Source organism: Paraburkholderia sp. GAS448, from assembly GCF_050435685.1.
In the GTDB taxonomy this organism is placed as follows: Bacteria; Pseudomonadota; Gammaproteobacteria; order Burkholderiales; family Burkholderiaceae; genus Paraburkholderia.
In genome coordinates, this window is the sequence record NZ_JBNDKT010000045.1 from 17,303 (window position 1) to 30,224 (window position 12,922).

13 protein-coding genes and 1 pseudogene are annotated in these 12,922 nt (G+C 62.3%); 4 read left to right on the forward strand and 10 right to left on the reverse strand.

From position 1 onward, the window contains the following. Positions 1 to 20: 20 nt before the first annotated feature. The 4 genes from P3T23_RS40930 to P3T23_RS40945 are packed head-to-tail and all read right to left on the reverse strand — an operon-like array spanning position 21 to position 3,441. Positions 21 to 899, reverse strand: a complete 879-nt coding sequence (locus tag P3T23_RS40930) for a DUF1932 domain-containing protein (protein ID WP_429321751.1) — start codon at positions 897 to 899, stop codon at positions 21 to 23. After that, positions 896 to 2,005, reverse strand: coding sequence for a 4-oxalomesaconate tautomerase (locus P3T23_RS40935; RefSeq protein WP_429321752.1), 1,110 nt, complete (start codon positions 2,003 to 2,005; stop codon positions 896 to 898). The genes P3T23_RS40930 and P3T23_RS40935 overlap by 4 nt, the downstream gene beginning before the upstream one ends. A 15-nt stretch (positions 2,006 to 2,020) precedes the next feature. After that, positions 2,021 to 2,716 (reverse strand): 4-carboxy-4-hydroxy-2-oxoadipate aldolase/oxaloacetate decarboxylase, encoded by a 696-nt coding sequence (locus tag P3T23_RS40940; protein ID WP_429321753.1) that lies wholly within the window; start codon positions 2,714 to 2,716, stop codon positions 2,021 to 2,023. Continuing rightward, complete coding sequence (locus P3T23_RS40945; RefSeq protein WP_429321754.1) at positions 2,713 to 3,441, reverse strand: PIG-L deacetylase family protein; 729 nt, start codon at positions 3,439 to 3,441, stop codon at positions 2,713 to 2,715. The genes P3T23_RS40940 and P3T23_RS40945 overlap by 4 nt, the downstream gene beginning before the upstream one ends. A 221-nt stretch (positions 3,442 to 3,662) precedes the next feature. On the opposite strand from P3T23_RS40945, the gene P3T23_RS40950 reads away from it, so the two are divergent. Next, positions 3,663 to 3,992, forward strand: coding sequence for a DUF2322 family protein (locus tag P3T23_RS40950; RefSeq protein WP_429321755.1), 330 nt, complete (start codon positions 3,663 to 3,665; stop codon positions 3,990 to 3,992). A gap of 58 nt (positions 3,993 to 4,050) precedes the next feature. Here P3T23_RS40950 and P3T23_RS40955 read toward each other — a convergent pair whose 3' ends face one another. The 3 genes from P3T23_RS40955 to P3T23_RS40965 form a co-directional block, all read right to left on the reverse strand. Beyond that, a complete protein-coding gene (locus tag P3T23_RS40955; RefSeq protein ID WP_429321756.1) occupies positions 4,051 to 5,262 on the reverse strand; it encodes an amino acid aminotransferase in 1,212 nt (403 codons plus the stop codon). Positions 5,263 to 5,452: 190 nt separating this feature from the next. Continuing rightward, entirely contained in the window at positions 5,453 to 5,866 is a 414-nt protein-coding gene (locus P3T23_RS40960; RefSeq protein WP_429321757.1) for a VOC family protein, read from the reverse strand. A gap of 418 nt (positions 5,867 to 6,284) precedes the next feature. Next, on the reverse strand, positions 6,285 to 7,226 hold the full coding sequence (locus tag P3T23_RS40965; protein ID WP_429321758.1) for a LysR family transcriptional regulator: 942 nt from the start codon (positions 7,224 to 7,226) through the stop codon (positions 6,285 to 6,287). A gap of 103 nt (positions 7,227 to 7,329) precedes the next feature. On the opposite strand from P3T23_RS40965, the gene P3T23_RS40970 reads away from it, so the two are divergent. Next, on the forward strand, positions 7,330 to 8,751 hold the full coding sequence (locus P3T23_RS40970) for an aldehyde dehydrogenase family protein (protein ID WP_429321759.1): 1,422 nt from the start codon (positions 7,330 to 7,332) through the stop codon (positions 8,749 to 8,751). A gap of 99 nt (positions 8,752 to 8,850) precedes the next feature. Here P3T23_RS40970 and P3T23_RS40975 read toward each other — a convergent pair whose 3' ends face one another. Then, on the reverse strand, positions 8,851 to 9,498 hold the full coding sequence (locus P3T23_RS40975; RefSeq protein WP_429321760.1) for a cysteine hydrolase: 648 nt from the start codon (positions 9,496 to 9,498) through the stop codon (positions 8,851 to 8,853). Positions 9,499 to 10,077: 579 nt separating this feature from the next. After that, complete coding sequence (locus P3T23_RS40980; RefSeq protein WP_429321761.1) at positions 10,078 to 10,668, reverse strand: BPSL1445 family SYLF domain-containing lipoprotein; 591 nt, start codon at positions 10,666 to 10,668, stop codon at positions 10,078 to 10,080. 557 nt (positions 10,669 to 11,225) lie between these two features. Here P3T23_RS40980 and P3T23_RS40985 point away from each other — a divergent pair. Beyond that, a pseudogene (locus tag P3T23_RS40985) lies at positions 11,226 to 11,272 on the forward strand (hypothetical protein); the annotation flags it as partial. A gap of 48 nt (positions 11,273 to 11,320) precedes the next feature. Next, positions 11,321 to 11,611 (forward strand): autotransporter domain-containing protein, encoded by a 291-nt coding sequence (locus tag P3T23_RS40990; RefSeq protein WP_429321762.1) that lies wholly within the window; start codon positions 11,321 to 11,323, stop codon positions 11,609 to 11,611. A 134-nt stretch (positions 11,612 to 11,745) separates the two neighbouring features. On the opposite strand, the gene P3T23_RS40995 is transcribed toward P3T23_RS40990, so the two are convergent. After that, positions 11,746 to 12,789 carry a methyltransferase gene (locus P3T23_RS40995; RefSeq protein WP_429321763.1) on the reverse strand — a complete coding sequence of 348 codons (1,044 nt, stop codon included), beginning with the start codon at positions 12,787 to 12,789 and terminating at the stop codon, positions 11,746 to 11,748. Positions 12,790 to 12,922: the final 133 nt, after the last annotated feature.

Sequence of the window (12,922 nt, forward strand, 5' to 3'; positions counted from 1 at the left end):
TCCGCGAGGCCTTCAGGCTATCAGACTGTCTCTCCGGCAAGGCCATCGAAGAGTCTTTTCCAGTCGAAGGGAACAGGCAATGCAGCGTAATCGATGCCCTGTTCCTGCATGGCATCGACCACGCCGTCCTGCAAGCGGGCACAAGCTTCGCTCATCCATGGCTCGATACCCACTTCGCGCAGCGTCTGCGACACCTCGCGCATTTCGGCGGCACGGCGGCGGCCATGCTCCGCCACCCGGCTAACGAGGTAGCCGGCAAGGTCCGGGTCGCGCTGCATTTTGGCGAAGGTCTCGGCAAGCGACGCGAGCACGATCGAATCGGCATCGTAGCAGCGCGCCGCACGCAGGCATTCCACTGTCAGCGCTTCGATACCCTTGATCATCACGCTACGGCACATCTTTGCCGCCGAGGCGACGCCGATCTGGCGAGACACCGTGCGGGTATCGAAGCCCCAGCCGTTGAGTGTCCCGCCGACGCGCCCGGCCTGCTGCCCGCCGAGCAGCATCGGCACCGACAAACCGTACGGCGGGATAGGCGCCATGACTGCCGCCTCGACATAGTGAGCGCCGGCGGTCTCGATGCACGACTGCGCATGCTGCTTCGTGCGGGGCGAGACGGAATTGATATCGAGGTACACCTGCCCGCCCCTGACATGCCGGGCCACGGCTTCTGCAACCTCGATGTCGGCCTGTGCCGTAACGGCTGACACGATCATGTCAGCGCCATCCAGCACTTGCGCGAGCGACGCCGCCACGCGAACGCCGGACTGTTCGGCCTTTTCTCTCAGTGCGTCCAGACGCAGGTCGTACATCCACACGTCGAGGTCCTGGGCCGCAAGCCCCGCGCCGAGAATGCCACCGGCTTCACCAAAGCCGACAAACGCGATCCGGGTCTTCATGCCGGTCCCTGCCATGTGGACGCGGCGACGCCCACGACGCCATCAAAGAGCCACCTCGCGGTACGAAGCAGCGCCGCGCTCAGCACTTCCGGCCTCTCCGGATCCCCGCCGAGCGTGAGTTCCACCGTGAATTCGCCTGTCGGGTGTTCGACCGACACGCGTATGCGTCCGTCACCGGCGTTGTCGCTCGCAACACCGTCGCAAACGGTGCCCGGAAGCACCGCAGCCGTCGCCACGCTCACCGCGCCCAGTACGCCGATCGACGCATGGCAGCGGTGCGGAATGAAGCTGCGGGTGCAGATCGTTCCGCCGTTGCGCGGTTCGGTGACGAGGCACATCTTCGGCACCGTGCGCTGGCCCACGTCGCCCAGGTTCATCATCGGCCCGACCGCGAGACGGATCGCTTCGATACGCGCCTTCAGTTCATCGTCCGCGTCGAGTTGCTCGCGCGTCTCGTACCCGGTGCGATCCAGGTCGCGTGCACGAATCAGCACGAGCGGCATGCCGTTGTCGATGCAGGTCACGTCGACGCCGTCGACCGTGTCCGTGAGACGACCCGTCGGCAGCAGCGCCCCGCAGGTCGAGCCCGCGGTATCGCGGAATTCGAGCGGGATGGCCGCGGCGGTGCCGGGCACGCCGTCGATCCTCGCCTCGCCTTCGTACATCACGCGCCCGCCAGGCGTCGACACGGACGCCACCGCAATCTGTCCCGTGTTCACCATATGAATCGCGACCTGCGTACTGTCCTGCCGCGCATCGACGAGTCCACGCTCGATTGCGAAAGGACCAACGCCCGCAAGAATATTGCCGCAGTTCTGCCCATAGTCGACCCGTGCTTCATTGACCACGACCTGGGCAAACAGGTAGTCGACATCGGCGTCCGTCCGCGTGGAACGTGAGACGATCGCCACCTTGCTGGTCAATGGATCAGCACCGCCAATGCCATCGATCTGGCGCGGATCGGGGGAGCCCATCACGGCGAGCAGGACGCGATCACGCGTGGCCGGATCGGCGGGCAGGTCCGACGCGAGAAAATAGGCGCCCTTTGACGTGCCGCCGCGCATCATCATGCACGGGATGCGGGTCTGAATGCTGCCTGCAGCCATTGATGCCCCCATCCTTCAAACGTCCGACGCCGACTCGACGTAGCGCAGGCCCTTTTCGGCAAGCCGCTCGCGCATTGCGTAGTAGTCGAGCCCCAGCGTGCCGCCGGCGAGCACCGCACGCGTTTTCTCTTCCTTGGCCATGCGCGCCTGCGATGCCTCAGCCACGCGCTGCACTGTGTCCAGCGGGACGACGACCACCCCGTCGTCATCGGCCACGATCACGTCGCCCGGATGGACGATCTGCTGTGCGCAAACCAGCGGGATGTTGACGGAGCCGAGCGTTTCCTTGACGGTGCCCTGGGCAGAAACCGCTTTCGACCACACGGGAAAATTCATGTCCTTCAGCGCGCGTACATCGCGACACCCGGCGTCGATGATGAGGCCACGCACCCCGCGCGCGGCAAGCGACGTCGCGAGCAATTCGCCGAAATAGCCATCTTCACAGGGCGAAGTGGGCGCGACCACCAGCACGTCGCCCGCGCGACATTGCTCGACCGCAACGTGCAGCATCCAGTTGTCCGATGGCGGCACGAGCACCGTGACGGCAGACCCGGCGATCGCCGCACCCGGGTAGATCGGGCGCATGTAGGAGGCCAGCAGGCCGAGCCGGCTCTGTGCTTCGTGCACGGTCGCAACGCCTGCCTGCTGGAGCGCCGCTACGTCAAGCGCATCGGCGCGGCGCGTACCTGTCACCACCACACCGCGCTTCATGACAGGTCTCCCGTCACGGCCGGCGTGATGCGCATATAGCCTTCAGCGTATTTGATATCGCGAGCCGCGGTAATGCCGATATTGCGCTTGGCCTGTACGCCGCGCTGCAAAGCTACGCGCGTGTAGTACTCCCACAGGTGCTCCTGCCCTGCCATGCACTCGATTGCGCGCCGTTTGATGTCCCACACTTCGGTGATGTCGAGGAACGTGTTGGGCATCCACTCGCACTGTTCGGTCTGGTGGGGTTCGAAAGCGTACACCGGCGGTGCGCCGACCACTTTCTGCCCGGGGTTGTGACCTTCAGCCTGCGCGATGATGCGCGCTTCCTGCGCGACGTGCATCGCGAGTGGGTGATCGAAATTGTAGGGGTCTTTCGGCGAGTGGCTCAGCACGAACGCAGGCTGCATTTCCCGATAAACGTCGACGAGCCGCATCAGTGCTTCATCCGGCACGCGCAGTGGATAGTCGCCGAGATCGAAAAATTCCACTTCTGCACCCAGAATGTCGGCAGCCCGCTCCGCTTCTTCGCGCCGCGCCGCCTTGACTTTCTCCACAGTCATTTCGCCCTTGCGCCAGAGCTTTGCGGACTCGCCGCGCTCGCCGAAGGACAGACACACCACCTTCGCCCGGTATCCATTCTTCTTGTGAAGCGCGATCGCACCACCTGCCCGCCATACGAAGTCGGCGCTGTGCGCGCTCACGACCAGCATCGAATTGTCTGCCATTTCTGCTCACCGTTGGTCCATCGTTAACAGTGGTGATTGTAGGTCTCGTGACGGCAGAGCAACCAACGAATCAGCCGTCCATTTCCATCTAATCTCTTTATCGGATCAGGTAACGGCAGCGCTGCTTGCGGGCAAGTACCGGGCACGCTCGACCGAAGCGCAATCCCCGATCGTATAAGATACGGCTCCACGCGATTTTCGGAACAGACGGAGTGTTTGCAGTGATTCAACTGAGCAACGTATTCAAGGACAACCTCGCCCAACTGCCTGCCATCGAAGCTATCGAGCGTATCGATCTGGTCGACGGCAAGGGTGCCGTGGTGGCAAGCATCGAGAACAAGCCGGGCAAGCAGGGTTCGCTGGCGGTGTACCACTATCTGCTGAAAACATTCGGCACGCTGGACGCCACGGCGGCTGGGCACGGCCTCGCGGTGTTCGCCGAGCACACGGCGGACGCGCGCAACCGCCCCGGTGCGCACCCGAACGTCGACCGCCTGCTGGAGATCGAGGCCGGTGCGGAAGCGTTGCGCATCGACGTCGTCGCAGCCTGAGCGCGCTCCCGAACTACGACGCGATATTGACTGACGTTCCGCCGCCCGACTGCCCTCATCATTTCTGTGCGTCGCGCCTGGCGGCTACCGATGCGATCGCGGACACCACATAACCGACATTCTGCTGATTGAGGCCCGCCACGCACATCCGTCCCGAACGGAGCAGATAGATCCCGTGCTCAGCGCGCAGCCGGTCGACCTGCCCCTCGCTTAGCCCAGTGTAAGTGAACATGCCGACCTGCGATGTATAACGCTCGCGCATCACGTCGTCGACGTGCCCGGCAAGTCCTTCATGCATCCTGCCTCGCATCGCCTTGATACGCTGTCGCATCGACGCCAGCTCGCTCTCCCACGCGGCGCGCAGCGCTGCGTTCGAAAGAACGCCCGCCACCAGCTTCGCGCCGTGCGTGGGCGGGTTGCTGTAGTTCGACCGGATCGCAAAGGTTAGCTGCCCGAGCACGCGCTGCGCTTCGTCAGTGTCGCGGCACACCACGCTCAATGCGCCGCAACGCTCGCCATACAGCGAGAAGTTCTTCGAGAACGAACTGGCGACGATCAGCGGCACACCGGCATCTGCCAGCGAACGCACGCAAGCGGCATCTTCATCGAGCCCATCGCCGAAACCCTGGTACGCCATGTCGACAAACGCAATGAGTTTTCGGCGCTGGAGGACGGGTATCAGTTCGGCCCATTGCGCCCGGTCGAGGTCGACGCCGGTTGGGTTGTGACAGCAGGCGTGCAGCAGAACGACGCTGCGCTCGGGTAGCGTATCGATCGCGGCGCGCATCGCATCGAAGCGCAGGCCGCCGGTCTGCGGGTCGTAGTACGGGTACGTGTTGACCGTGAGTCCGGCGCCTTCGAACACGACGCGATGATTCTCCCAGCTCGGATCGCTGATCCAGATCTGCGAAGCCGGCAAGTGGCGATGCAGGAAATCGGCTGCCACCTTCAGCGCCCCGGAACCGCCGAGCGTCTGGAGCGTCGCGATATGGCCGGCAAGACGTGCCTCATGATTCGCGCCGAAGATCAACGCCTGGGCGGCGTCGCGATAGCCGGCATGACCCGCCATTGGCAGATAGCCGCGCGGCGCCGCCGTTTCGAGCAGCGAGGCTTCGACAGCCTGAACGGCGCTCATCACCGGCAGCCGGCCCGCTTCGTCGAAGTACATGCCGATGCTCAGGTTGACCTTATCGGTGCGCGGATCGCGCTGGAAGTCCTCGTTAAGGGAAAGAATCGGATCGCCGGCATAGGCGGGCACATTTTCGAACATCGCGTCTCCCTTCATGGATGCCAACGGGCGCGCGGATTGCGATATGCCCGAAAATACGAGCCTATACGACCCGTTTCGAAACGGACATGCCCGCAAGAACCAGATACATGCACGATCGTATCACCCGCTGGGCATCGGGCCGTACGAACGTGACATCATTTCGACGCATTTGTTGTGCCGCGGGCCTGCACTAGGCGCGGGGATCCAGGTCGAACTCCAGCCGGATGCCGCCAGGCTCGTACACCATGGTGTGCCGCTTGGGCCCGCTGCCCAACAATTCCGGCGCGAACTCGACCTTGACTCCCGGCCATGTGGAGACGCGTTCGAAGATTATTGCAAACGCCTCTTCGCTCGCAGCGCGAATGGCAAGATGATGTAGCCCGACATTGCTCTTACGGTCGAAGTCGACTTTGCCCGTCTCATTCTTTACCTGCCAGAGCGTCAGCAGGACATGGCCATCCGAGACGAACGCAGCCGGATACTCGGGTTTTCCTCCGACCTGTTTCCACCCGAGACAATTCACGAAGAAGTCGCGCGTTACTTCGAGATCCGGAACGGTCAGTCCCACGTGGTCGATGCCAAGCGTTAGCGATTCAGTAGTCATATAAAGGCTCCTTGCCGGATCAGTTCAATTGACCCATTGACGAAATGAAATGCCACTGTACGGTGGCTCCTGGCGGGTGTAGCCGGCACGACAGATCCCTCAATCCCCGGGACCTGCGACATTCTTTGCACTACCGAAGCCTGGATGCCTATCGCGTGGCGCGCTACGCCCACCCGAAGAAGGAGACCGGCATCGATCTCCCATTGTCGTCCACATTCATCTCCCAACTGCGCTTCGATAACTTCGCGATTGGTGCGCCGCACCACCCGAACCAGTCTAGGGAGCGCAGGAACAGACGGGAATGCCGGATAAACTCAAAATCATGCTCGATCGGCTCATTCGTCTACGTGAGCACCCAGGCGCGGCTGTGAACGGCAGCATCTGGCCGGGAATGCTCTCTGCGCGTCGTGACGCTTCGTTAGCGCCTCGAGGCGCGCGGCCTGGTTTTCCTGGATGCGCGCTCACGGCGCGCATCGGCGTGTTCGCGGATCATGTCGATTAGCGCGCGCAGTCCGGCCGGCACATGGCGGCGGCCGGGATAATACAGACACAGGCCGTGGAGCGGCGGCGTCCAGTCTTCGAGCACGCGAACCAGCGTGCCCGCTTCCAGATCGGCGGCGACGGTCCACTCGGTCAGATAGGTGAGCCCAAGACCGGCGCGTGCGGCCGCCAGCATCAGACTCGACTCGTCCAGCGTCAGCGCGCCTTTTCCGTCGATACGCACCGTTTCACCGTGACGCTCGAACTCCCACTGATAGATTGCGCCGCTCGGCATCCGCGTGCGGATGCAACAGTGCGTGTTGAGATCGGCAGGCGTGCGCGGCGGCTTGTGCCGGGCAAAGTACGCCGGGCTGCCGACCACGGCGAAGCGCTGCCGGTCGCCGAACGGCACCGCAATCATGTCCTGCGGCACCGTATCGGCGAGACGGATACCCGCATCGAATCCTTCGACAACGATATCGATGAGCCGCCCCTCGGTGACGATATCGAGCTTCATCTCAGGATATCGCCGCAGGAACGCGACAAAGAGCGGCATCGCCTGTCTCGCCGCGCCAGCCGCCGTGTTGATGCGCAACGTGCCCGCCAGCGTATCGCGAAAGCTGCCCGCCTGTTCGATCGCGCTGCGGATCGTAGATAGTGCGGGCGCGACGCTGTCGACGAACTGCGCGCCTGCCTCCGACAACGACACGCTGCGCGTCGTGCGATTGAAAAGCCGCACGCCGATGCGCGCTTCGAGCGCCGCCACGGCATGACTGAGCGCGGACGTCGAGACGCCCAGTTCCGTCGCGGCCGCGCGAAAGCTGCGATGACGCGCGACGGCCAGCACGGCTTCCAGTTCACCCAGACCCGAAGTTTTCATTGTCCCAGATTGCTCAACGTGACGTGCTTGATTGTATGCCTAGTCAACGCAATTGCACCGGGCTATCGTGTGTCGTTCAGAACGTTTTCCGGGAGCAACAGCCATGCAGATCATCGACAGGATTTATATCGACGGCGCGTTCGTCACGCCGCACGGCGACGAACTCTTCGACCTCTTCAATCCGGCGACCGGGCAGGTGATCGGTCGCGTGAGGCTCGCCAATGCGCAGGATGCGCGCGACGCGATCGCCGCCGCGAAGCGCGCGTTTCCCGCGTTCTCGCGCACCGACAGGCGCGAGCGCATCGACATGCTGAAGCGGATGCACGAAGCCGTCGTCGCGAAAGAGGACGAGCTTTACGAAGCGATCACGGAGGAATATGGCGCGCCGGTGTCGCGTGGCCGCTGGATGGCGCAGCACGCCAGCAGCGTGCTGCTCGAAGCGGCGAAAGTATTGCAGGACTACACGTTCACGCGCCGCGCGGGCACCGCTCAGGTCGTGATGCAGCCGCTCGGCGTCGCCGGCCTGATCACGCCGTGGAATAGCGACGCGGGCTTCATCTGCGGGAAACTTGCCGCCGCGCTGGCCGCGGGTTGCACGGCCGTCATCAAGCCGAGCGAGATGAGCGCGATCCAGACACGCATCGTCACCGAAGCGCTGCACGAAGCAGGCTTGCCGGCAGGCGTGTTCAACATCGTGACGGGACGCGGCGACACGGTCGGCGCCGAGATCAGCTCACACCCCGATGTCGCGAAGCTGTCGTTCACCGGTTCAACGGCTGTCGGCAAGGCGATCCTGCGCGCCGGTGCCGATACATTGAAGCGCGTCACACTCGAACTGGGCGGCAAGTCGCCGGTGGTGATCCTCGACGACGCGAACTTCGATGACGTCGTGCCGCTTGCGATTCAGGCCGGCTTCATGAACAGCGGCCAGGCATGTATCGCGGGCACGCGCATTCTCGTGCCGCAGCAGCGGATCGCTGAATTCGAAGCGCGTGTGCAGGAAGAAGTCGCACGCACGCAGTCGGGCGATCCCCGCGATCCGCGCACCACCATCGGCCCGATGGTCAGCCAGAAGCAGTGGGAGCGCGTGCAACGCTATATCCGCATCGGCATCGACGAAGGCGCGCGTTTGATCGCGGGCGGCGAAGGAAGGCCCCAAGGCATCGACGCCGGATGGTTCGTGCGGCCGACTGTCTTCAGCGACGTGACCAACGACATGACGATCGCTCGCGAAGAGATCTTCGGCCCGGTGCTGTCGATCATCGCGTACCGCGATACTGACGAGGCGATCGCGATTGCCAACGATACGGACTACGGCCTGCAGGCCTATGTGTTTTCGTCGGACGCAAAGCGCGCGCACGAGGTCGCGTCACGGATCGACGCCGGACGCGTGCTCGTCAACACGCTCGCCCATGAACCGGCCGCGCCATTCGGCGGCTTCAAGCAATCGGGGATCGGCCGGGAGTATGGCGCGTTTGGGCTGGAGGCGTTTCTTGAGCCGAAGGCCGTTCTTGGCGTGCTGTGAGGGTCGATCCCAGGCGTCTGTTCGTGCGCCTCCTCTGCGGAGCTGAGAGGACACCGTCTTTCTACTGGAAGGCGCACGCCCTGCCCCGTTGATTCCGACTCATGACATCGCATTGATCACGTCGTCCGTGGCCATGACGGCGTGGGCGAGAAACTGATAGTTGACCATCGCCGCCCTATAGCCGTCACCCCAAACTGGATGCCGAGGGCCAGCGGTCGCATCCTTGATAACAGCGACCTCGAAGCCCTGCTCCAGCAGCTCGCGGAGATGCGACTCGACACACATGTTTGCCAGCATGCCGCCTAGCAGTATGTTCTTGATGTTCCGCTTACGCAGCTGCAAAACAAGGTCATTCGTCTGAGGTCCGAACACCTTGTGCGGGCTCGCAACAATTGTTGCTCCGTCTTCAATGTATGGTTTGAACCGGTCGAGCCAGTCAGCACCTGAATTGATAAAGCCGGATAGATCCAGTGGTCCTGATCGCGCGAAAGTTCCGGTCGCGAATTCATCGGCCTCCAAAGGCCCGTTCATCTTCCAGCCTTTATCAGTCGGGTAGAAGTAATGCGGGGAAATGAAGACTCCGAAGCCGTTCTCTTTCGCGGCCTTGAATATACGCTCCATATTTTCGACTGTCTTATTCTCAGTCACGCTCGCACCTACCGCACCCCAGTTCTTCCCACTTTCGCTTAATACGTCGTTTTGCGGATCAATAAAGACAACAGCGGTATCGGTCTTGTCAATGTTCACGGTCTGCTCCTGTTAGCACCGGGCGACGACATATCCTGGCAAGCCGCGCACCGGCGAACTGTGATTACTATCGGCCTTGCCGAAACGACATTTCCCTCTTTTTTGCCGAACACTTCCGGCGTCAAAAGCGGTAAATATCTGCAAATGGCGACACGACATGGAGATGCTCGCGCGCTAACCACTCCTGGGAGACAAGGCGTGTCATCGCTGCGAAGTGGTGCTGTAAGCATAGTTCAACGGTTCCGTCGAACAATTGGACCAAGGGATAGGTTCGCATCCCCGTTCGTACAGAAGTGCCACGCATACGGGAATCCGACGCTCTCGAGTCTGGAGCAATGGCCCGCTCAACCTGACGCTTGTCCTGACGAGACAGAGGCTGAAATGCTCGCACAGTCTTCAGCGTGTTGCATCCACCGGCTGAATCCGCAACGGCGAGCCGACTTCCATTGTTGAACCCCGGACAGACTGTCGTCACCGCGGTTCCACGGACCGCTCATCCCTGAACACGCACCGTGCAATCCAGGGACCGGAGAATGTCCGGGACGAGCTGGCGCTATCGCAGACTGCGGTGACAGCGCATCAGATGATCAGGCGTGAGATCTTCGTTCCTTCCAGCGAGACGCCGGCCATCAGACCGCCGTTTGTCAGCACAAAGGCCTGGACCGGGCCTGTTGCCGTCGAAGTGTCGACGTTGCCGTTCGCGCCGACCTTCAGCACAGCGACGGTTGCGTCGACACCGGCTGCCCAGCCGAGGCTGTGCGTAAATTCGTCGAGTGCTTCCTGCGTCATGAACAGCATGATGATCGCTTTCGACTGCGCGCCGATCTGCAAGCCAAACGACGCCGCGGCCATGCTGTAATAGCCACTCGTTTGCCCGCCGACGCGCAAGACGCCCTGGCCGTACTGTCCGCCGAACCAGAATCCGGCCGCGAACACTGAAGGAAACACCAGCACGCCGCGCGCGTTGTCGACAAGTTCGCGCGAGTCGTGGACTGTGGCGAAAAGACGTGCGAGGGTCGCGTTCGCGTCCGCGTCGAGTGACTGGCGCCGCCCGGTGTTGGCCTCGGGTGTCGCGTCCGACGACGCTGGCGTCGTCGTGCAACCGCTCAGTGACAGTCCTCCTGATGCGAATATGGCGCTGGTCATGGCAATGAATCGACGGCGTTGCATGCAACCTCCTGTCAAGACTAACTTTCGACGCGGAATGCGGACTCAGTCAGCGCGCGCCCTTGAGGTAAGCGGCTCGCGCCTTAATGCGCTGACATCAGGAGCGGCCCGCTAGTTCCTTGACTGACAGCTGTCGCGAACGTGAAGGTGAGGACCCGTTCCAGCCTGTCGAAATCCGCAATCGCGGCTGCTTGCTGGTCGGGCCCACCTCCCGATCGAGCAGCTGAGCCGATACGGTTCGTCATGGTCGCCAGCGGCCTACGTGCCTGACCCACCGGTTCGGGGAACAGCTGAGCCTGGCGTCTTTAGACCCGTCTGTACCTCGTCAAGAATTGCGGGTTTGCCGCATTAATATGCCACGCCCTACTATTCCCCAACCGCATTTCGGACTCGAAGCCCCGTCAGGCATAGCCTGCCGGGTTGTTCCGGGGCGACTGATCAAAAAGTATCCTGTCAGCGAACCTTGACCTGGAATAGTCCATCTACTAGTCTCGATTTGTCTGGTGAATAAAGCCATCGGCGCCGATACGCGTGTGTTCGACACCTGGCGGGTCGGCGTAATGGCCGGTTACGACCACTCGTCGTTCGACGTTGATGAGCGCAACTCCTCCGGTTCAAGCGACGACTACCATCTCGGGCTGTACGGCGGCGCGCAGTGGGGCAATCTGGGGCTGCGGCCTCGGTCAAGCTCGACCTCACGGCCGGCGGCTCGCTCGGCTGGCGCCACGTGTACGGCAATCCGCGCGCCACCGTCACCCAGGCGTTCAGCGGTGGAGTGCCGTTCAGCGTCGCCGGGCTGCCGATTGCGCGCGATGGCGTGGTGCTCGAGGCAGGGATCGGCGCCGCGGTGCTGCGCAATCTGTCGCTTGGGGTGTACTACACCGGGCAGTTTGGCAACAACGCGAGTGAACAGGGAGTGATGGGCAATCTCACGTGGAAGTTCTGATACGTGGCAGCTCCCCCAATCGCGGGATGTAGATCATGGATATCGCGACCCTCGCATGACGCCATGAGCGGTTGTTTGTCCGTCCATCCTCTATTTTCGTCGAAGCGTTACTTCGTTCAAAACGCGCGAGAGACTTAGATCGGCTTGCCCTCGATCACGGTCGTGCCGGTAGGCGAACCTGTTTCGACCGTTTGGATCAGCTCGAACCCGGCAGCGCGGTAGAGCGCACGATATTGCGCCTCGGTGCGCTCGCAACCTCCTGTCACAAGGAGCATGTTCAGGTCGGAGAGTTCGGGATAGATGGTCCTCGCGGCCGGGCGCAACATCGCTTCCAGCAAGACCAGTTTACCGTTGGCAGCGATGGTCCGGCGGACGGTCTTCAGGATTGCGGTTGCCTTTTCGTCATCCCAATCGTGGATTACACGGGAAAGAATGTAAGTATCCCCTCCGGCAGGAACGGAGGCAAAGAAATCGCCCGACATGACCTCGCAGCGGTCTTCCAGTCCAGCCTGGGCAATTGTGCTTTGGCCACCCGCCAGGGCGTGAGGCAGATCGAACAGTATGCCGTGCATGCCCGGATTCCGCGTCAGAATGTCGGCGATGATCCTTCCATGTCCTCCACCCACGTCGACGATTTCTGTAGCTGGAGAAAAGTCATACGCTTCCAGCACCCCGATCATATGAAGGGTCGAGAAGGCGGTCATCGTGGCATTGAAAAGTTTCGTCCGCTCGGGGGTGCTCAGCAGCCAATCGAAACAGTTGGAGGCGCCAGCGAGTTTCTGGCCGACGTTTTCCCCCGTCTTGACGCAGTGCTCGAAAAGCTCGACGACGCTCGCTCCGGCTTCGCCACCGAAGAATAGAGCCGCGGAGTACAAAGACCCCTCTGCGTCACGCCGGAGCAGTTCGCCCAGAGGTCCCAGCGCGAAGCGACCCGGCATTTCTTCTGAAAAGACGCCAAAGCTCGACAGCGCTCGCATCGTGCGCCCAAGAGACCGCGCGGTGGCGCCGGCCGCCTCAGCCAGTTGTTCGATGCTCCTCGGTTCATCGGCGAGCAAATCGGCAATTCCCAGTGCCGCCACAACGTGAATCGCTTCTGAAATGAGCCGCATCTGGATAAGCTCAAGCAGACGGGCGGCCGCCTCTGGCCTGGTCACTTGTAATGGAGCAGTGGCATGCATTTGCGGTCCTCCCAGGTCTGGCTGTCAGCATCCTGCGGAACCGGGTACCTGGCAAGCACTTGTAGCTCAAAGACGAAAAGAACCTGCCAGAATTGTATTGTCTGGGCGGTCCCCAATCCTCGAGGTTGACGGG

Excerpts from the sequence above, each read along its gene's own strand:
- P3T23_RS40930 (WP_429321751.1), bottom strand. The coding sequence starts at position 899 with ATGAAGACCCGGATCGCGTTTGTCGGCTTTGGTGAAGCCGGTGGCATT.
- P3T23_RS40935 (WP_429321752.1), bottom strand. The coding sequence starts at position 2,005 with ATGGCTGCAGGCAGCATTCAGACCCGCATCCCGTGCATGATGATGCGC.
- P3T23_RS40940 (WP_429321753.1), bottom strand. The coding sequence starts at position 2,716 with ATGAAGCGCGGTGTGGTGGTGACAGGTACGCGCCGCGCCGATGCGCTT.
- P3T23_RS40945 (WP_429321754.1), bottom strand. The coding sequence starts at position 3,441 with ATGGCAGACAATTCGATGCTGGTCGTGAGCGCGCACAGCGCCGACTTC.
- P3T23_RS40955 (WP_429321756.1), bottom strand. The coding sequence starts at position 5,262 with ATGTTCGAAAATGTGCCCGCCTATGCCGGCGATCCGATTCTTTCCCTT.
- P3T23_RS40960 (WP_429321757.1), bottom strand. The coding sequence starts at position 5,866 with ATGACTACTGAATCGCTAACGCTTGGCATCGACCACGTGGGACTGACC.
- P3T23_RS40965 (WP_429321758.1), bottom strand. The coding sequence starts at position 7,226 with ATGAAAACTTCGGGTCTGGGTGAACTGGAAGCCGTGCTGGCCGTCGCG.
- P3T23_RS40970 (WP_429321759.1), top strand. The coding sequence starts at position 7,330 with ATGCAGATCATCGACAGGATTTATATCGACGGCGCGTTCGTCACGCCG.
- P3T23_RS40980 (WP_429321761.1), bottom strand. The coding sequence starts at position 10,668 with ATGCAACGCCGTCGATTCATTGCCATGACCAGCGCCATATTCGCATCA.
- P3T23_RS40995 (WP_429321763.1), bottom strand. The coding sequence starts at position 12,789 with ATGCATGCCACTGCTCCATTACAAGTGACCAGGCCAGAGGCGGCCGCC.